Source organism: Halovenus aranensis, from assembly GCF_900100385.1.
GTDB classification, from domain to species: Archaea; Halobacteriota; Halobacteria; order Halobacteriales; family Haloarculaceae; genus Halovenus; species Halovenus aranensis.
The window spans coordinates 48,307-66,180 of the sequence record NZ_FNFC01000012.1; the positions used below are offsets into that span (position 1 = coordinate 48,307).

The window sequence follows — 17,874 nt, forward strand, 5'->3', positions numbered from 1 at the left end:
CTGTATAGCTAGTATTCCGAGGAGCGACGCTCACAGCTACTAGCATCAGAACTCAGGGTGATGGGGGACATCAGTAGAGATAGAGATGTTGCAATCAGCACAGCCCTCCGCTGACACGACGACGGAGGAGGCCGACCGGCGCGTCGCCCGACGGAGCGAGGAGCTACACCTCCGGAACTTCGACCTGAACCGCGAGTACACCCTCACAGTACAGGTTTCAGACGGCGACGGACTCGTCTTCGCCAATCGGTATTACCTCACACCCGGCAAGACGGTCAGCGAACTCGGCCGGATTCCACCCGGCGAGTACGAGGTCCGTGTCGAACTCGACGGTCGCCGCCAGCAGACGGCCACCTGCGAAATCGACCGGACCCCGAGAGAGACCGCACTGGTCGAGGTCGGTAACGGGACCGTCTCGCTCACCCAGGGACTCTACCGCTAGTCGGTGTCGAGCACGGTATCGAGTAGCTCACGGGCCAATCCCTTATCGAGCGGGTCGTTCCCGTTGCCACAGTGTGGCGACTGGACACAGGCCGGACACCCATCAGAACAAGAGCAGTCTGCGAGCATCGACGCCGTCTCGGCCATCAGCCCCTCGATGTCGTCGTACCCGGTACGCGAGAGGCCGACCCCGCCGGGATAGCCGTCGTAGATGAAGACGGTACTCCGGTCGGTGTGTGGATGTATCGGTGTCGAGAGCCCCCCGATGTCGCGGCGGTCACAGACCACCAGCAGCGGGAACAGCGCAATCATCGCGTGTTCGGCGGCGTGAATCGCGCCGGGGAAACTCCCGTCGGCCGCCAGTAACCGCTGTTTCAGGTCGGTCGGGACGGTGAAATACAGCGCCCGCGTCTCCAGGCTCGTTTCGGGAACGTCAAGTGCTTCCTGGCCGAGTACCTCGCCGCTACGGCTGTCTCGGCGCTCGAACCCTGTAATCTGTTTGTTCATCGTCACGTCGGCAAAGCGGACGGTCACGTCCTCGCAGGTCGACAGCCGCTTCTCCTCGCGGTCGTCGTCGACGACCATGGACTTCTCGTGGCGAACCTGCGTGTAGTACTCGGCGCGGGTCGGCCGCAGCGTCGCTCGGTCCCGGCGCAAGTCGAGGTTGGCAACCTCGTAGGTCGTCCCCTGATGGTGATAGATTGCGCCGGTGTGGGCGTCACGGAGCGCGTCACCGAGCGAGAGACCGCCGATGCGTTCGTCCCGGCTCGTGTCGACGAGCGTAATCTCGCGGTCGTCGACGCTCCGGAGGCTCATCTCGTGTTGGGGGCTGCCGTCGCCGGCGTCGAGCCAGCGGAGGCCGTCGCTGGTCTGTCGCCGGTCCAGGCTACCCTGGTCTGTGAGCGTGGCGACGTGGCCCGGAAAGGAGTCGCCGAAGTGGGCCTCGTCGCTCGGGCGGAGCCAGGACTCGGTCGCCGCGGCTCTGATGTGCGCGGGCAGGAGCTGGTCGTTGTGTGGGTTGGCGACGGCGCGTTCGGGACTGCCCTCGAAAAAGCTCTCGGGGTGGTTCATCACGTACTGGTCGAGCTGGTCTTCGCCCGCGACCAGTACCACGAGACTCGGCTCCTGGCCCCGGCCGGCGCGACCCGCCTGCTGGTAGGTCGCCATCCGCGTCCCCGGGTAGCCATCCAGCACCACGGCATCGAGTCCCCCGATGTCGACCCCGAGTTCGAGCGCGTTCGTGCTCCAGACGCCCCGGACCGTCCCGTCGTGGAGGCCCGATTCGAGCTCCTGCCGACGCTCGTTCGAGAGCGCGGCCTGGTAGGCAGCAATCCCGTCGGCGAGGTCGTGTTCACCGCGTTCACGCAGGTCTCGCGCGCTGTCGGTCGCGTATCTCTCTGCGGTCTGGCGTGCCCGGGTGAACACCGCCGTCTGGTAACCACGGTCCACCAGGTCGACAAACAGCCGCTTCGTCTCGGTATGGCTAGAGCGGCGTGCACCGTGGCCGCCGCTCTGTTCGGGCGGATTCCAGAACAGCCAGTGTGTCGGGCCGGTGGCGCTGGCGTCGTCGTCGACGAGCGTAAACGAGTCCGGCGACCGGCCGGTGACGGTGGCGGCGTGCTGGATAGGGTTGTCGATAGTCGCCGAACAGCAGACGTACTGGGGGTCGGCCCCGAACTCCCGGCACATGCGCCCGAGGCGGCGCATCACCAGCCCGACGTGGCTGCCGAAGACGCCGCGGTACTCGTGAACCTCGTCGAGGACGACCATCGAGAGGTTCTCGAACAGCCAGTCCCAGAGCCGACGGGAGTGGGCGAGCAGGCCGTAGTGCAACATATCCGGCGTCGTGAGCACGAGCGTCGGCCGGCGGTCCCGGACAGCCTGTTTTTCCTGTTTGGTAAGTCGTCCGGTGTACTGGTCGACGGTGACGGTCGTCCCGAACCCGAGCGAGCGGGCAACAGCCGACAGCGTCTCCTCCTGGTCGTTGATGAGCGCGACCTGTGGCGCGACATACAGCGTCGTCGCCCCCTGTGAGAGCGCGCGCTCGAAGGCCGGGACGGTGTAGGCGAGGCTTTTCCCGCTCGCCGTCGGGGTGGCAAGCACGACATTGTCGCCGTCCCTGACCGCGTCGATGGCCGCGGCCTGATGGTCGTACAGCGCTGTGATACCCTGGTCTTCCAGCGCGCGGTCGAGGCGGTCCGGGAGGTCGACGGTCCGTGTGCTCGCGTCGCTCCCGGGCGCGACGCGGTGTGTCTCGACCTGTCCGCTGTAGTACGGCCGGTCTTGGAGCCACGCGATAGTCTCGTCCACACGCCGGGTTGGGGCCGGAGCGTCCAGAACGTTTCCATCGACCACGACACGCCGGTCAGGCGTCCGACTCGAGTGACGGCACCGAGAGGGTGACACGGGTGCCGGCCGCCAGCGACTCGAAACTCACGTCGCCACGGACAGCGTTGGTCGCCCAGTAGATGAGCCAGATGCCGATGCCGCTCCCGTGGGTGAGCGATGTCTCTTCACCGTCTTCCAGTACCGCGAGCTCTGGCTCGGGAATGCCTGGGCCGCTGTCCTCGACGGCGATATCGACACCACCGCCGCTCTCCTCGGGATGGACTGTGATACAGACCGGTGAGTCGTCTGTCGTGCCGTGCTCGACGGCGTTTTCGAGTGTCTCGCGGAGCGCAATCGTGACCGCGTTCCGGTCGGTCAACACCGTAACTGGGTCCGAGAGTGCGGTCTGTATCTCGGCGTCGGGGTACGTCTCTGTGATATCGGCGACGACCTCGTCGACGACCCCCCGGACCGACACCTGTGTCGCCTGTGTCTCGTCGACGGCAGTAATCCTGGCGGCCAGTCGCGCCTTCTCGCCGAGGGCGGTCAGGTCGCGGGCCGACTCCCGGATTTGTCGGACGTTGTCGCTGGCCTCCCCGGACAGGCGCTCGTCGAGCACCTCTGCCAGTCCCGTGATGACCGAGACCTCGTTCCGGAGGTTGTGTCGGAGCAGTCGATTGAGGACCTGTGTTCGTTGCTCGCGGCGTCGCTGTGCGGATACGTCCCGGTAGATGGAGACAAGCGCCGACCGCTCGGCGAGTGTCACCACCTGTGCGCTAATCTCGACGGGGACGCGTGACCCGTCCTCGCGGACGAGTTCGATGTCGCTGCCATCGTCGAACGTCTCGACGGAGACGGCCGACTTGCGGGCCATCTCGACGGCCTCGCTGAACAGTCCGTCGTAGCGCTGAGTCGAGGGATGGAGTGCCATCTGGTGTGTCCCGATAATCTCGTCTCGGGGCCGCTCGACGAGTGACTCCATCGCCGAGTTCGTTTCGAGGACACAGCCGGTGTCGGGGTCGGTAATTACAATCGGGTCCGGTGCCGTCTCGATGAGCGTCTGGTACCCCTCAATCGAGAGTTCGATGCCGAGCTGTGTGAACAGGCCGAAGTCGTCGCCCTGGATGCTCGCGTGGACGATTTCGTCACCTTCGACTACGAAACGCCCCCAGAGTTCGTAGGTGACCTCGTTGCCCGACGGCGGGACACCACGGTACTCCGACAGGTGTGTGCCCTCCCAGGTCTGAATCGAGAGAACAGTGTTCCCCTCCGCATACAGCGAGCGCGAGACGACGGTCGTGTCGGGAAACGCCGTGAAAATCTCTTGGAGAACGTCGGCCAGCCCGTTCCGACCCAGACTCTCGATGTTAGAGCGAGCAATGTCGTACTCTGCGGTGAACTCGTCGGCGACCACCTCGTCTATTACGTCGAGATTTCCCGCTTCGAGTTCCTCGAAGTAGTGGCGAACGAGAGCTTTGTTCTCCGCTGTAGATGCCATCGTCTCTATCACAGCGGTTGGTGAGCAATCATGAAATCAGTTTGCCCTATGGCCCGACCGTCGCCCCCGCGTCACGCAGGCAGTATTCTGGCGCTGTATCCTTTCCCGACTGCGTCCTCAAAACGCAGCGTTCTGACGTGCGAACGAGAGCTTGCTCTCGTTACTACTCGGTCGCTTCGCTCCCTGCGTTGCGCCTAAAGGAAGCTGGCTTCGCGCCTGGAATCAGTTACACAGCGTCAAGCCGTGGGATTTCGACGCGGAGCGAGTGAGGTGCTTGCTCGTCGTCGAGCAGCAGGATATCGCCACCGAGTCCCGTCACCGTCAGATAGGTGCGGGCGACATCGAGGCCGCTGCCGTGTCTGAGGTCGGTCTCGGTGCCGTTTCTGATGAGTTCGGCGTCCCCACCCGCGAGTAACGCGGCCTCGCCGCGAATGTCGAGGGCGACATAGCTATCCCGAACGTCGACAGTCAGGTCGACGGTCGGCGTTTCCATGTAATCGAGGCTGTGTGTGAGAAGCCGCGAGAGGGCCTCACACAGCGGTTCCGAGATAGCAACCGTGTCGTCGACCGTCGGCACAGTGACCGTCCCGTCGGCGACGGACGCATCGACATCGCGCAGGTCTGTGAGGAGGGTGGGGAGCGTCGTCCGGGCCGAGTTACTGGCCGCGCCAAGCGTGCGGGAGGCGACCGCGTGGGCGCTCAGCTCAGACAGTTCCCCGGTGGCGGCGAGTATTTTCTCCGTCATCTCCTGTATCGTTTCCCCGTCGGCCGAGGGGTCGGCCCGGAGCATCGACGCGTACCCCTGGATGACAGTGAGCTTGTTGCGCAGATTGTGCCGCAGGAGTCGATGCAGGACATCGAGTTGCTGGCTCCGTCGCTTTCGGTCTGTGATGTCGATAGCTGACCCGATGATACCGGTCATTTCGCCGTCCTCGTACAGTGGGCGTGCGTAGATTTCGACATCGATGCGCGACCCGTCTCTGGCGCGGTGAACCGTCTCGTAGCCAGCGAGTGTCTCGCCGTCTGTGATACGTTCGAACAGGGCGGCAAACTGGTCGTCGTCGACGAAAAACGGGTACTGGCTGCCGACCAGTTCCTCGGCGGCATAGCCGAACGTCTGCTCGGCCGCCTGATTCCACATCTGGATGGTCCCGTCGAGGTCAAGCACAGCGACCGGGAACGGCGTCGCATCGACGAGTGTATTCAGCCGGGAGGTCGTCTGTCTGAGCTGGTTCTCTCGCTCGATGCGGGTGCTGATGTCTCGAAACACGCCCAGGACCAGCAGTTGTTCGCCTGCCTCGATGCGCTGTGCGTTGATTTCGACCGGCGTTCGCTCACCGCGGCGAGTCTCGATGTAGAGCGGGCTACCGTCGGCCAGCCGCTCGACTTTGTTGTTCTCGAACCCCCGATGAAATGCCTCCTCGTATGCCTCGGTGTCAGTGCCGGGGTGAAGCTCTCGACGGTCGAGCCCGACGAGGTCCTCGGTCCGACAGTCGAACAGCGCCGCCGCGGCATCGTTGGCTGCGACAATTTCGTTCGACGAGAACTCCGCGATGATGACCGCATCCGGAATGCTCTCGATGACAGTCGTGACCGAAACCTCGGGCACTTCCGCCAGCGACGAGGATTCGGTTGTTTCGGACATACTGTATGGTGTCCTATACGTGTCTGTGGTAAATAACCCCAAACCCAACGCTGTTAGGGAGCGTTCGACAGCAGCTGACACATAGTCACAGGTGGTAGCTGGGACGGTTCCGTCGAGTTGCCGAGGGACAGGCCTTAGTCATCCGGGTCCTGAGAGCCGGATATGGAGACCACAGAGGGACTGGCTGGGCTCGACTGTCTGTCCTGTGCAACGACGACCGACGCGACCACAGACCGCTGTCCGGACTGCGGAGGCATCCTCGACCCGGTCTACGACGACGCGACGCTCGAACGTGTCCACCAGACCGTCCGCGAGGACGGCGAGCAGGCGCATGTGCTGCCGTTCGACGACCCCGTGACCCTCGGAGAGGGGGGCGTGACGCTGGTGGACGCTCCGGAACTGGCCACGGAGATTGGTGCTGGTCGCGTGCTGGTCGCCGACGAGGGACACAACCCCACCGGCGGGCTGGTCGACCGCGAGCTTTCGGTCGCGGTCACTGCCGCACGCGAAGCCGGGGTCGAGACGGTCGCGCTGCCGACGAGCGGTAACGGCGGCCAGGCGGCCGCGGCCTACGCCGCCCGTGCCGGACTCGACGCGGAGTGTTTCGTCCCCTCGCGGTCGGTGTTCGCCAACAAGGCGATGATAAACGTCCACGGCGGCGAGATGTCCGTCGTCGGCGGCCGGTACCCCGACGCCACGGAAGTCTTCGCCGAGGCCAGCGCCGACGAGGACTGGTACTCGCTTGCGCCCTTCGAGACACCGTACCGCCACGAGGGCGCGAAAACACTCGCCTACGACCTGCTGGCCGACCTCGACGATGCACCCGACGCGGTCGTCCACCCGACGAGTCACGGCACGGGGTTATACGGCCTCACGAAGGGGTTTCGCGAGTTCGTCGACACCGGACACCTTGATGCCGCGCCACGGCTCTACGCCGCCCAGCCCGAGGGCTGTGCGCCACTGGTCGACGCCGACGAGGATGAGGCGGCAAAACCCACGCCAGTCGAACACCCCGATACCATCTGTGGCGCGCTGGAAGTGCCCGACCCTTCGGGCGGCCACCTCGTGCTCGATGCGCTCGCCGAGACCGGCGGTGCCGCGGTGGCGGTCGAGGACGACGCAATATTAGAGGGTGCGGCCTCGCTCGCAGCGGCGGGCATTCCCCTGAGCGCGACCGGCGGTGCCGCGGCCGCCGGGGCGCAGACCCTGGCCGACGACGGCGCGTTTGACGGCGACGAGACGGTCGTTCTGGTCAACCCGGCGACGGCGAACCGCGAGGCCGACATCCTGCGGAGCCACCTGATGAAACAGGGCATCTGACCGCGTTTTAGTCAGTCCGCCGTCACATTCAAGGGCTGTGATGCCGAGTCACCACTCATGACTAGTCCAGCGTTCGTCTCCGAGGTCCAGGAGGTGCTGTCAGTCGACCCGGACGCCTTCTGTGAACAGGTACGCGCCGACGCAGAGGCCATCACCGAGGCAATCGAAGAGGGTGTCTTCGACAACCCACAGGCGATTATCGGGCTGGAGTATGAGTTCTACGCAATCGCCAGAGACGCCGGGCCGGAGGCATCCGCGGGCACAGTCGGGTCGCTCCAGCGTGTCCCGCGCCAACTCCTGAATTTCATCCGCTTCGAGCAGGAGCTTGGCCTGCACAACGCCGAGTTGTCGACGAGCCCGCTGCCGCTGAACGCCGACGGCTTGCGCGCACAGGAGGCGACCGTCGCCGCACAGCTCCGGACTGCAAACGAGTATATCCACAACGAGGGGCTGATGCTGGTCAGTGACGGGATCTGGACGATTCCCTCCGAAGGAGAAACTGCGACGGACTATCTCACCGACAGCACCGCAATCGACGGCATCGAGATAGCGGCGAACATGTCCACGGAGCCGCGCTATCACGCGATGGCGAACACGAGCTGTGAGGTGACCCCGGCGCTGGAACTGGACGCGCCACACGTCTCGCTGTCGGCGCAGACGGCAATGCCCGAGAGCCTCATCACGTCGACACAGCCACATTATCAGGTGCCCCGGGCGAAGACCCTACCCGAGCGGTTCCGATACGCGCTCCGAGTTGCTGGCCCGCTGCTCGCGCTCGGGGTCAACTCCCCGGTGTTCCCGCCGGACCTGTACGACGACGCGCCGCCTGCGAAGATTCTCGACGAGGCGCGCATGGGGAACCGCATCGGTGTCTTCGAGTCGGTGTTGAATCCCCGAGACGGCCCCGACAAGGTGCGGTTTCCCCGCGATATCGGCTCCATCGAGGAGGCAATCGACCGTATCGTCGAGGACGACCTGCTGGTCCCGATGCCGGTCGAAGACGGCGAGTACGGCGCGTTCCAGACGAAACACGGGACCTACTGGCGGTGGGTTCGTCCGGTCTTTGGCGGGGCCTCGGGGTCACGGGCGAACGCCCGAATCGAGTTCCGTCCTATCGCCGCACAGCCGACCGTCCGGGACACCATCGCCTTCCAGGCCGCCTTCGCCGGACTGATGGAGTCGCTGCCGGCGACAGACCACCCGGTCGCGGACCTGGACTGGGAGACGGCCCGCGACAACTTCTATCGTGCCGCCGACGACGGCCTCTGTGCCACGCTGACCTGGATTACCGGCGACGGCGAACGAACGACGGACACGGAGACGATGTTCGCCGACCTGTTCGAACACGCCGCCGAAGGGCTGCGGAGTTGTGGTATCTCCGAAGAGACCATCGGGCGATACGTCGGACCGCTCCGACGGCGCGTCCGGCATGAGCTGACACCGGCCCGCTGGAAGCTCCAGCAGGTTCAGAGAGGACTCGAGGACGGCGCGTCTTTCGGGGACGCTATCACCGCGATGCAGCGGCGATACTTCCGGCGACAGTCCGAGACGCTGCTCGACAGCGACTTCGGCGCGTGGATTGAGGACTACAGCTATCGCGTGCAGTAGCTGTCGACCGGTTCGAAAGAGCTATGATAACAGACACCAGGACCGTCATTAATTCAAAGCCTTTGTATCCTCGGATACCCGAACCGACTGTATGACGGAGCAGGTCGTCGTACTCGGGTCCGGGTACGCGGGCGCTGGCGCAGTACGGAGTCTCGAAGATGAACTCGACGGCGAGGCGGACATCCGCTGGATTTCCGATACGGATTACCACCTCGTCTTGCACGAGTCACACCGCTGTATCAGCGACCCCAACGTCGCAGACAAGATTACGATTCCTGTCGAGGACATCAAGTCCCCACGGACGGAGTTCGTCCAGGGCAGGGCCGAAGACATCGACGTGGAGGACCGGACGGTTCACCTCGAAGACGGGAGCGAACACGACTACGATTACCTCCTCGTCGCAGTCGGCTCACAGACAGCCTTCTTCGGCATCGACGGCCTCGAAGAACACGCACACACGCTCAAGAGCCTCGACGACGCACTCGCCATTCACGAGGATATCAAAGAAACGGCTCACGAGGCAACCAAGTCCGACCCCGCACAGATTGTCATCGGCGGGGCGGGTCTCTCTGGTATCCAGACCGCTGGCGAGGTCGCCGAGTTCCGCGACGAGCACAACGCCCCGCTCGACATCCATCTCGTCGAAGGGCTCGACGAGATTTTCCCCGGCAACGACGAGAGCATCCAGCAGGCACTTCGGACCCGCCTAGAAGCACGCGACGTGAACATCCTGACCGGCGACTTCATCAGCGAAGTCGACGAGGAGCGTGCCTACCTCGGCGAAGACGACGAACTCGACTACGACGTACTCGTCTGGACGGGCGGTATCACGGGTCAGGATACCGTTTCAGATACCGACGTCGAGAAAGACGACCGCAACCACCGGCTCAACACCGGCATGACCTTCCAGACCTCAGACGAGCGCGTGTTCGCACTCGGCGACTGTGCACTCATCGAGCAACACGACGACCCCGCGCCGCCGACCGCACAGGCCGCCTGGCAGGCCGCCGAGGTCGTCGGCGAGAACATCGCCCGCACTATCCACAACCGTCCGCTCAAAGAGTGGACCTACGACGACAAGGGGACGGTCGTCTCGGTCGGCGAATCCGCCGTTGCCCACGACGTGTCGCTGTTCCCGTTCCTCGATACCTTCGGCGGCTTCCCGGCGAAGACGCTGAAAAAGGCCATCGCTGCCCGCTGGATTGCCTCGGTGACGGGCGTCGGCACGGCGATGAAGGCCTGGCCCGACATGTAACACAGCCCGGTTTACCGCCTCTCACGTCGGTCAGTCAACGAAGCGACGGCCTCGTTCTCTACGTCGACCACCACGGACAGAATACGTTCGTCGGTGGTCGTGTTCCGAACGTAGACGACTGCCCTCCCGTCAACGTACGACGGGTCGCGGTCGACTCGGACGGCGTCGGACCCGTTCGATGTCGACCCGTAGAGCGTGACATCGAACGTCTCGTTTTCGTCGGTAGCGTTGATTGCGGTAGCCAACCCCTCGCTTGCCTGTGCGGTATTTGCTGTGATGTTTGTCATCGTGATATTCACGGTGTTCGTTGCCTCGAGTTTGCGAATCGGCTCCACCGTGAGCATATACCCGTCGAGGTCGTCGAGGACACCGGCCACGGTGTCGTTAGCCCGTGCCACGGCGAGACTGGTGTTGCGCTGGCGGTCGGTCAGTGGGTTGTCCCGGTCGGTTTTGATAACGAACGCGCCGTCTGTTTCCGATATTTCGACCCCGGAGACGTTTGTCATCCGGTCGACCGCGGTGACCTCCGTGCCGTCGGCACTGACCGTGACGTTATCCTCCGAGACGCGAAACGACGCACCAGGGTCGGGGTCAGTCAGTCCCGCGGGGAGGCCAACGGCGTGTCCCGCGAGCGCGAGGACGAGACCAAGCGCGAGTAAGGCACCGAGAACGGCCAGACGAGTGCGAGCGCTCGCGGTCTGGTCGTCCTGCTGGCTGGCCTGTACTTGCATCGTCACATCGTTGGGTGAAAGAGCCAAAGAGTGTTGCGCTGAAACGCGGTTGAAACGCGTTTCAGGCCCGTTTCAGGCTGGTTTTCGTCGGAACAAAAGTCGGTCATTTATGACGGAGGCTCACGCATGGACTCCTGTCAGATGCCCTCCCCTCGTCGCAAACGACTCGTCGCGGCCGTGGTCTTCGTTAGCTCTGTGGTCGTACTCGCAATCCAACTGATAACGCCCTCGCCGGTCGTGGTGACCGCCGGCGAGACTGGCACAGAGGTCGCAGAACTCGGCGATTATTTCCAGTATCGCGATGTGGCAGTTATCGCAACCGCGGCGTGTACGCTCGGCGCGAGCGGAACCTACCTCCTCGCTGCCGGTCCCGTCCGGTCGGCATCAGACAGCGCGACGCGAGTCGACAGCGAGCCAACGCCGCCCAGACCAGCGAGCTCGGACGGCGGCGTCGACGAGTCGCCCTCGCTCGAACCGAGCACCGAGTTACTCGAAGCGCGCAAAGAGGAATGGGAGGAAACCGCCGACCGCCTCGCCAACAAGGAACGCGAGGTCTACGAGGCGCTGCTCGATGCCGACGGCGTCCTCCCACAGAGTGACATCGTCGAGCGGACGGACCTCTCGAAGGCGTCGGTCAGCCGCGCGCTCGACAGCCTCGAAGTGAAAAACCTCGTCGAACGCAAGCGCCGGGGGATGGGTAACGTGATTTTGTTGCAGTGAAACCGTTTCGAAACGGGTTGTGTCGGCGTTTCCAACGGGTCCTCAAGGGGGCTTTCATTCAAGAGTAGCCTGGAGCCACGGTCCCCCGTGACCGTACTCCGGTGATACCGATGAATACGAAGTTACACACAGTTGTTGCCGCCGCCGTCCTTGCGCTGGCGCTCAGTGCGGGCGGCGTCGCTGCGGCCGACCACGTGTACAGTCACTCGGCGGACTCCGCCGACGAACTACCCGAGGAGTACGACCTGACAGTCATCGACCCCGACGACCGCCTGACCGACGGCCAAGCCGAGATGGCTCTCGAACTCGCCTGGAGTCACGACGACATACAAGAGGAGTTCGACGAGAGCGAGTCCTGCGACGTGACCGTCCAGGCGACCGGCGAGGACGTGACCGTCGTCATCAAGGGCGACGCTGGCGAGGCCGCGAGTGCTGACCTCGACCTCGACAGCGAGACGGTGAAGTCGGTCCTCCCGACCGAGCAAATCGGGACCGCAGACGAGAGCAAGTCGATAGCGATTGGAGTCGACGGCAACGAGACCGAGGTCGAGGTCCTCGTGCTGCCGCTGGCAGACGCCTCAGTCGAGGTCGTCGACGAGAACGACGTCCTCACAGGCGACGAAAGTCGGCTCACGGGCCTGCTCGCGAGTAACGCGGCGGTGAACGACCACGTCACTGACCTGCTCGACCGCGAGAACGAGAGCGGCGTCGCGGAGTGGACTGCGACGGTCAGCGAGGTCGACGACAGCATCTTCGTCGACGGCGAGGACGCCGTCGCCGTCGAACTCAGCTACGACGGGACCGAGGACGCCGTCAAGGCCTTCGTCGACCTCGACGACGAGGAAGTCACCCGAGTCGTTCCTGTGCAGACGCTCGACGCCACCGAATCCGTCGGAATCGACAGCGACGATGTCGAGATTGTCGACGACGAGAGCGACGAGTAGCGACACCAGCCCCTGACACGGCCCTCCACCCGAACTCGGTCCGGTTAGAGTCCAAGCATCGCGTGCCAGGCGTCTGCGCCCGCCTCGTCGACGCGGTCGTCCATCTCGGCGAGCAGCGAGACAGCCTTGCTCGCGGTCTTTGCGGCCTTGCTCTCGCCGGTGACCTGGAACTCGCCGGTCGTCCGGTCGGCATAAACCGTACAGACCGCACCCGCTCGGAGGCCGTAAATCTGTGCCAGCGTGAGAATCGCGCTCGCTTCCATTTCGAAGTTGAGCACGCCGGCCTCGCGGAGTTCCTCGATTTTGTCGTCTGCGTCACGAGCGAGAAAGCCCTGGAACCCCTCGCGGCTCTGGCCGGCATAGAAGCTGTCGGTACTCGCGGTCAGGCCGACGTGGTAGTCGTATCCCAGTTCGTCGGCGGCCGCGGCGAGCGCCGCAACGACGGCGTGGTCGGCGACGGCGGGGTACTCCTCGCGGACGTACTCCTTGCTCGTGCCCTCCTGTCGGACCGCGCCGCTCGTGATAATGAGGTCACCCACGTCGGTCTCCTCCTGAATCGCGCCACAGGAGCCCACCCGGATGAGCGTATCTGCGCCGACGCGTGCGAGTTCCTCGACCGCGATTGCGCTGGAGGGTGCGCCGATACCCGTCGACGTGACAGAGATGGGCGTCTCGTCGTAGGTCCCGGTCGCCGTCCGGTACTCGCGGTGGTCGGCGACGACGTCGTGGTCGTCCCAGCAGTCGGTGATTTTCGCGACTCGCTCGGGGTTGCCTGGTAGGAGGACACCCTCGGCTACGTCGCCTTCTGTGACTTCGAGGTGGTACTGTTCGTCGGTCTGTGGGTCCTCGCTGCCGTGTACTGTACTCGCATCGTCGCTGTTGTCTGTTGTCATGCTGAATCCTCCGTATCGAGTGTGTCGGCGGAAATCGTATCCGGGAGCAGGGTGCCAAGACTGTACGTTCGGACGCCGTCCTCGGTGTCACAGTGAACGTCGAAGTCAGCGTCACAGAACTCCGCGAGCGTCTGGCGACACATCCCGCAAGGTGTGACGCCGTCACGGGCCGCCGAGGTGACCGCAAGCGCGGTGAACTCGCGGTGACCCTCTCGGACCGCCGTCCCGACTGCGACCTCCTCGGCGTGGAGACTGTTCGAGTAGTTGGCGTTCTCGATGTTACAGCCGGTGTAGACCGTCCCGTCGGCGGTCAGGAGGGCCGCACCGACCTGATACTCTGAGTAGGGTGCATACGCCGCCGCGAGCGCGTCGCGCGCCTCGGCGATGAGTTGGTCGGCGTCCATGTCACGGGGGTGGAGTCGCGGGGGCAAATACTCTCCGACAGCGAATCGGGGCCGCAAAGTATATAGTTCGCTTGGGGCTTGTCACACACAATGAGCACACGCGTGGTCGACCGCGTCGACGAGTGGCGCGAGCGGCCGTTTTCAGACGGCTACCGCTCGTTACACGAGTTGGCAGACGAGGGGTTCTCGGGAGCCGTCCGGGCCGGCGGAGCGGAACTCTACATGACCAAAGGAGCCGTCGTTGGCATCCACCACGGTGATATCGACGACTTCGATGGCAGCGGGACGGCGTACGAAGCCCCCTCCCCCGCACTCCCGTTGCTCGCGGTCATGCAGGAGGCCAACGACGAGGTGCGCGCGGAGTACTACAGCGAGAAGACGGCTATCGCCGAGGTCGACAGCACGCTCAGCGACGGCGGCTTCACCGGCTACGTCGAACTCGCTGACAACGTCCTGAGCGGCGACTACTACCAGGTGTATCACGCCGGCCAGTCGATGAGCGTCGGCTTCATCGGCGAATCCTCGCGGCTGGTCGACGGCGATGAGGCCTTCGAGACCGCAAACGACGAAGTCGGCATCTATCAGGTCCGTCCGGCAGACATCGACGTTATCGAGCTCCCCGAAGTCGACGAGCCCGAAGACGACTCCACAGATGCGTCGGTCCCCGGAGAGACCGACGAGACCATCGAGGAAGACGACGCCAAAGAGGCCGGCGAGGACGACAGTCAGACCACCTCGACCGACGAGCGCGAGGCCGACGACCACAAGCCCGACGAGACAGTCGAGGAAGACGAGGCCGACGAGGAACCCGAGAGTGACTCCGGTGAGAGCGACGACCCACTCGGCGGTGACGAGTCGGCAGAGACGCCACAGCCGTCGGCCACGCAGGACAACACAGCGACTCGGACCGCCGGACAGCAGGCCGCTACAGCGGCGAGCAGGACCTCAGCCACACAGAGCGCCGCGCAGACAGCAGAGACGAAACAACGTGGGACCGACCAGCAATCCGAGCAGTCACGGAGCCGTCAGCGCTCGCGGTCGACGAACGAACAGCCGAATCTCGCCCTCGAAACGAGGGCGATTCCGTCACTCGACCCGAAAAAGACCGCCGAGCCGGACGAGAACGGCAACAGCGCCCGTGCGGACACGTTCGAGCACACCGCAGACGCCGAGCAGGGCCGCTCACAGGGGTCCACCGAACCGGTCGAAACGAACACCACACCCGAGCAGACCGCCCCAGAGCCGGTACAGTCCAAGACAGAGCCCGAGACACAGAGTCAGCCTGACAGGGACCCATCCGCCACGGAAAACGAGAAGTCGGCCGAGGACGACCAGGCTACAGAGCCAACACAGACAGTCGACCCGGACCGAATCGACGAACTCGAATCGGAGATAGCAGACCGGGACGACGAAATCGAGCGTCTGGAGTCCGAACTCGACCGAAAGACGACAGAGTACGAAGACGCGAAATCACAGCTCGAAACCGTCCGCGAGGAACGCGACGAACTCGCGACGGAGGCCGAGGAACTCCGGCAAGAACTCGAACAATTGGAGACCGAACTGGGGGCGGCCACAGACGCCGAGCGTCGGATAACCCCAGCGGAGGCGCTGGCGGGGACTGACATCTTCCCGCGGTACAAATCCAAAGGCGACGCGACTTTAGAAAAGGCACACGGCGGAAGCCACCGCCGGGAAGACGTTCTCGACAACCTCCGGCTCGAACAGAACACACAGTTCGACGCCGATACAGTTGCGGTCGGCGGACAGGAGTACGGCGAATTCCTCGAAGCGACACTCGAATATCGCTTTGTCAACTGGGTCGTCGGGAATCTCCTGTTCGAGGTGCGCGAAACCGGCCACGAGAAGGCGCTCAAAGACCTCTACGACGCGTTGCCGGTTATCGACTGGGCGGACCTGAAAGGGACCGTCGACGTGGTCTACAAGGAAGACGGCCAAGAGACCCGCTCCGAGGAGTCGTTCGACATCGTTCTCCGGAACCGGATGGGCGAGCCGTTACTCGTCGCAAACGTCAACGACTCCCGAGAGGGGGCGACCCAGTCGATGATGGAAAACCTCGTGCGGGCCGCCGAGCGCGTCGGCCAGACCAGCGACGCCTTCGCCGGGGCCTTCCTCGTCACACGGAGCTTCTTCGAGCCACCTGCCCTCGAAACGGCCGACGACGCGACGAAAAGCGGCCTCCTCAGCCGGAGCAAGCGCAAAAGCTTCGTCAACCTCTCCCGGAAGCGTGGCTATCACCTCTGTCTGGTGGAAGCGCGCAACGAGAACTTCACGATGCTCGTGCCCGAGCTGTAGCTATCGGACCGGCGGGTCAAAAACGAGACAACACTCGGCAGTCAGTTCTCGGCTTCCGGAGCGCTCTCGATTTTCATCCCGTCGAGCTTCTCGACGATGTGGTCGATTTTGCCGTCGAGTTCCTCGACGAAGTCGTGGGTGTCCTCAGTCGTGATTGCCCCCTGGCTCGACGGCTCGATGAGGTTTTCTTCTTCGAGAACCCGAAGCGAGTATCGAACCTTGTGGTGTGGGTAACCGGTCTCGTTGGACATCTTCACGATTCCGATGGGTTCGTTCTCGATGACCATTCGCAAGACCTGCAAGTGACGCTCCAGCATATCGACTTCTTTCTCAAGCCTGTCTATCATGGCACTTGTTAACTAGTATTGCGGTCATTTAAAAGTTATTGTCGCATGAGCGAGTTACCGGTAACAGCCACCATTCATCGGTAACTGATGCCGGTAGACACCAGTAGAGGGGGCATTACAAAGGGCTGTGAAGCGGTACCCTAGACTTGGCGAAACGGGTATAAAAACGCTTGGGAATAGTTGACCTGGCTGGAAGTCACGGACGCGTGACAGGATGGGGATACGTACTCCTCGAAACGGGGTGGTATGCACACCGTGAGTCCGGACGAAAGCCCTTTTAGCCGTCGACAGTCTGACCTTCTGGTAATGGGGCTCGAAGAGGAGATAGCCGAAATCGAGCAGGAGATTCAGGAAACCCCGTACAACAAGTCGACGGAGGCCCACATCGGACGGCTCAAATCCAAGCTCGCCGAAAAAAAGGAGGAGCTCGCCAGACGCCAGTCCTCTTCGAGCGGCGGTCCGGGATACGCCGTCGAGAAACACGGCGACGCAACGGTCGCACTCGTCGGGTTTCCCAGCGTCGGCAAGTCGACGATGCTCAATGCGATGACAAACGCCGACAGCAAGACGGGGTCCTACGAGTTCACGACGCTCGACGTGAACCCCGGTATGTTGCAGTTCCGTGGCGCGAACATCCAGATGCTCGACGTACCCGGTCTCATCGAGGGAGCCGCTGGTGGCCGTGGCGACGGCCAAGAAGTGCTCTCGGTCGTCCGCACCGCCGACCTCGTCGTCTTCGTCCTCTCGGTGTTCGAAATCGACCAGTACGAACGTTTGCACACCGAACTCTACAAAAACGGCATCCGCCTCGACACCGGACCCCCACGCATCTCCGTTCGCCCCAAAGGCAAGGACGGTATCTCGATTAACGCGAGTGTCGACCTCGACCTCGACGAGGGGACGATTACCGAAATCATCCGCGAACACGGCTACGCGAACGCCGACGTGACCATCGGCGAACAGGTCGACATCGACGAACTCATCGACGGTATCCGCGATAACCGTGTCTACCTCCCCTCGCTCGTGAGCGTCAACAAGGCCGACCTCATCGAGCCCGACTACAAGGAGACCGTCGACGACCAGCTTCGCGAACACGACATCGACCCGGAGGAGGCTATCTTCATCAGCGCCGAGAAGGAGAAGGGCCTCGACGCGCTCAAAGAGCGCATCTGGGAGGAACTCGGTCTCATCCGCATCTACATGGACAAGCCGGGCCGTGGTATCGACTACGACGAACCGCTCATGTTGTTCGAGGGCGACACCGTCGAAGATGCCTGTACGAAACTCGGCGGGAGTTTCGACGAGCGCTTCCGGTTTGCCCGTGTCTCCGGTCCGAGCGCGAAACACGACGAACAACAGGTGGGGACCGACCACGAACTCGCCGACGAAGACGTGTTGCGGATCGTGACAAGTAAATAACAGCCCTC

General features: G+C 63.6%; 15 protein-coding genes. 8 read left to right on the forward strand and 7 right to left on the reverse strand.

What is annotated here, in order from left to right; genetic code table 11:
• Positions 1–85 precede the first annotated feature (85 nt).
• Positions 86–442 carry an Ig-like domain-containing protein gene (locus BLR34_RS12510; protein WP_092703542.1) on the forward strand — a complete coding sequence of 119 codons (357 nt, stop codon included), beginning with the start codon at positions 86–88 and terminating at the stop codon, positions 440–442.
• Here the strand turns inward: BLR34_RS12510 and BLR34_RS12515 are convergent.
• The 3 genes from BLR34_RS12515 to BLR34_RS12525 form a co-directional block, all read right to left on the reverse strand.
• Positions 439–2,751, reverse strand: a complete 2,313-nt coding sequence (locus BLR34_RS12515) for a DEAD/DEAH box helicase (RefSeq protein WP_092703544.1) — start codon at positions 2,749–2,751, stop codon at positions 439–441. The genes BLR34_RS12510 and BLR34_RS12515 overlap by 4 nt on opposite strands.
• 55 nt (positions 2,752–2,806) lie before the next feature.
• Positions 2,807–4,267 carry an ester cyclase gene (locus BLR34_RS12520; RefSeq protein ID WP_092703546.1) on the reverse strand — a complete coding sequence of 487 codons (1,461 nt, stop codon included), beginning with the start codon at positions 4,265–4,267 and terminating at the stop codon, positions 2,807–2,809.
• Positions 4,268–4,493: 226 nt separating this feature from the next.
• A complete protein-coding gene (locus tag BLR34_RS12525) occupies positions 4,494–5,912 on the reverse strand; it encodes a PAS domain S-box protein (protein ID WP_092703549.1) in 1,419 nt (472 codons plus the stop codon).
• Between the two features lie 162 nt (positions 5,913–6,074).
• On the opposite strand from BLR34_RS12525, the gene BLR34_RS12530 reads away from it, so the two are divergent.
• The 3 genes from BLR34_RS12530 (at position 6,075) to BLR34_RS12540 (ending at position 10,095) form a co-directional block, all read left to right on the forward strand.
• A complete protein-coding gene (locus BLR34_RS12530; RefSeq protein ID WP_092703551.1) occupies positions 6,075–7,232 on the forward strand; it encodes a threonine synthase in 1,158 nt (385 codons plus the stop codon).
• A gap of 57 nt (positions 7,233–7,289) precedes the next feature.
• Positions 7,290–8,840, forward strand: a complete 1,551-nt coding sequence (locus tag BLR34_RS17045) for a glutamate-cysteine ligase family protein (protein WP_092703553.1) — start codon at positions 7,290–7,292, stop codon at positions 8,838–8,840.
• 91 nt (positions 8,841–8,931) lie between these two features.
• Entirely contained in the window at positions 8,932–10,095 is a 1,164-nt protein-coding gene (locus tag BLR34_RS12540) for an NAD(P)/FAD-dependent oxidoreductase (RefSeq protein ID WP_092703555.1), read from the forward strand.
• 11 nt (positions 10,096–10,106) lie between these two features.
• On the opposite strand, the gene BLR34_RS12545 is transcribed toward BLR34_RS12540, so the two are convergent.
• On the reverse strand, positions 10,107–10,826 hold the full coding sequence (locus BLR34_RS12545) for a hypothetical protein (RefSeq protein ID WP_092703557.1): 720 nt from the start codon (positions 10,824–10,826) through the stop codon (positions 10,107–10,109).
• 141 nt (positions 10,827–10,967) lie between these two features.
• Here BLR34_RS12545 and BLR34_RS12550 point away from each other — a divergent pair, with 141 nt between their 5' ends.
• Positions 10,968–11,546 carry a helix-turn-helix transcriptional regulator gene (locus BLR34_RS12550; RefSeq protein WP_092703559.1) on the forward strand — a complete coding sequence of 193 codons (579 nt, stop codon included), beginning with the start codon at positions 10,968–10,970 and terminating at the stop codon, positions 11,544–11,546.
• A gap of 110 nt (positions 11,547–11,656) precedes the next feature.
• Positions 11,657–12,490 carry a hypothetical protein gene (locus tag BLR34_RS12555; RefSeq protein WP_092703561.1) on the forward strand — a complete coding sequence of 278 codons (834 nt, stop codon included), beginning with the start codon at positions 11,657–11,659 and terminating at the stop codon, positions 12,488–12,490.
• A gap of 44 nt (positions 12,491–12,534) precedes the next feature.
• Here BLR34_RS12555 and udp read toward each other — a convergent pair whose 3' ends face one another.
• Entirely contained in the window at positions 12,535–13,383 is an 849-nt protein-coding gene (udp, locus tag BLR34_RS12560) for a uridine phosphorylase (protein WP_092703563.1), read from the reverse strand.
• A complete protein-coding gene (gene cdd, locus BLR34_RS12565; RefSeq protein ID WP_092703565.1) occupies positions 13,380–13,787 on the reverse strand; it encodes a cytidine deaminase in 408 nt (135 codons plus the stop codon). Before cdd ends, udp begins: the two co-directional genes overlap by 4 nt.
• A 90-nt stretch (positions 13,788–13,877) precedes the next feature.
• Between cdd and BLR34_RS12570 the strand changes: the two genes are divergently transcribed.
• Positions 13,878–16,100, forward strand: a complete 2,223-nt coding sequence (locus BLR34_RS12570; protein WP_092703567.1) for a DUF7527 domain-containing protein — start codon at positions 13,878–13,880, stop codon at positions 16,098–16,100.
• A gap of 41 nt (positions 16,101–16,141) precedes the next feature.
• Here the strand turns inward: BLR34_RS12570 and BLR34_RS12575 are convergent, their stop codons facing one another.
• Positions 16,142–16,447 carry a hypothetical protein gene (locus tag BLR34_RS12575; protein WP_092703569.1) on the reverse strand — a complete coding sequence of 102 codons (306 nt, stop codon included), beginning with the start codon at positions 16,445–16,447 and terminating at the stop codon, positions 16,142–16,144.
• A gap of 306 nt (positions 16,448–16,753) precedes the next feature.
• Here BLR34_RS12575 and BLR34_RS12580 point away from each other — a divergent pair, with 306 nt between their 5' ends.
• A complete protein-coding gene (locus BLR34_RS12580; RefSeq protein WP_092703571.1) occupies positions 16,754–17,866 on the forward strand; it encodes an OBG GTPase family GTP-binding protein in 1,113 nt (370 codons plus the stop codon).
• The last annotated feature ends 8 nt before the right edge of the window (positions 17,867–17,874 follow it).

What these genes read in the sequence shown, in the direction of transcription:
- BLR34_RS12575 (WP_092703569.1), bottom strand. Translation starts at nt 16,447, where the DNA reads ATGATAGACAGGCTTGAGAAAGAAGTCGATATGCTGGAGCGTCACTTG.
- BLR34_RS12510 (WP_092703542.1), top strand. Translation starts at nt 86, where the DNA reads ATGTTGCAATCAGCACAGCCCTCCGCTGACACGACGACGGAGGAGGCC.
- udp (WP_092703563.1), bottom strand. Translation starts at nt 13,383, where the DNA reads ATGACAACAGACAACAGCGACGATGCGAGTACAGTACACGGCAGCGAG.
- BLR34_RS12555 (WP_092703561.1), top strand. Translation starts at nt 11,657, where the DNA reads ATGAATACGAAGTTACACACAGTTGTTGCCGCCGCCGTCCTTGCGCTG.
- BLR34_RS17045 (WP_092703553.1), top strand. Translation starts at nt 7,290, where the DNA reads ATGACTAGTCCAGCGTTCGTCTCCGAGGTCCAGGAGGTGCTGTCAGTC.
- BLR34_RS12540 (WP_092703555.1), top strand. Translation starts at nt 8,932, where the DNA reads ATGACGGAGCAGGTCGTCGTACTCGGGTCCGGGTACGCGGGCGCTGGC.
- BLR34_RS12545 (WP_092703557.1), bottom strand. Translation starts at nt 10,826, where the DNA reads ATGCAAGTACAGGCCAGCCAGCAGGACGACCAGACCGCGAGCGCTCGC.
- BLR34_RS12570 (WP_092703567.1), top strand. Translation starts at nt 13,878, where the DNA reads ATGAGCACACGCGTGGTCGACCGCGTCGACGAGTGGCGCGAGCGGCCG.
- BLR34_RS12525 (WP_092703549.1), bottom strand. Translation starts at nt 5,912, where the DNA reads ATGTCCGAAACAACCGAATCCTCGTCGCTGGCGGAAGTGCCCGAGGTT.
- cdd (WP_092703565.1), bottom strand. Translation starts at nt 13,787, where the DNA reads ATGGACGCCGACCAACTCATCGCCGAGGCGCGCGACGCGCTCGCGGCG.
- BLR34_RS12580 (WP_092703571.1), top strand. Translation starts at nt 16,754, where the DNA reads ATGGGGCTCGAAGAGGAGATAGCCGAAATCGAGCAGGAGATTCAGGAA.
- BLR34_RS12530 (WP_092703551.1), top strand. Translation starts at nt 6,075, where the DNA reads ATGGAGACCACAGAGGGACTGGCTGGGCTCGACTGTCTGTCCTGTGCA.
- BLR34_RS12520 (WP_092703546.1), bottom strand. Translation starts at nt 4,267, where the DNA reads ATGGCATCTACAGCGGAGAACAAAGCTCTCGTTCGCCACTACTTCGAG.
- BLR34_RS12550 (WP_092703559.1), top strand. Translation starts at nt 10,968, where the DNA reads ATGCCCTCCCCTCGTCGCAAACGACTCGTCGCGGCCGTGGTCTTCGTT.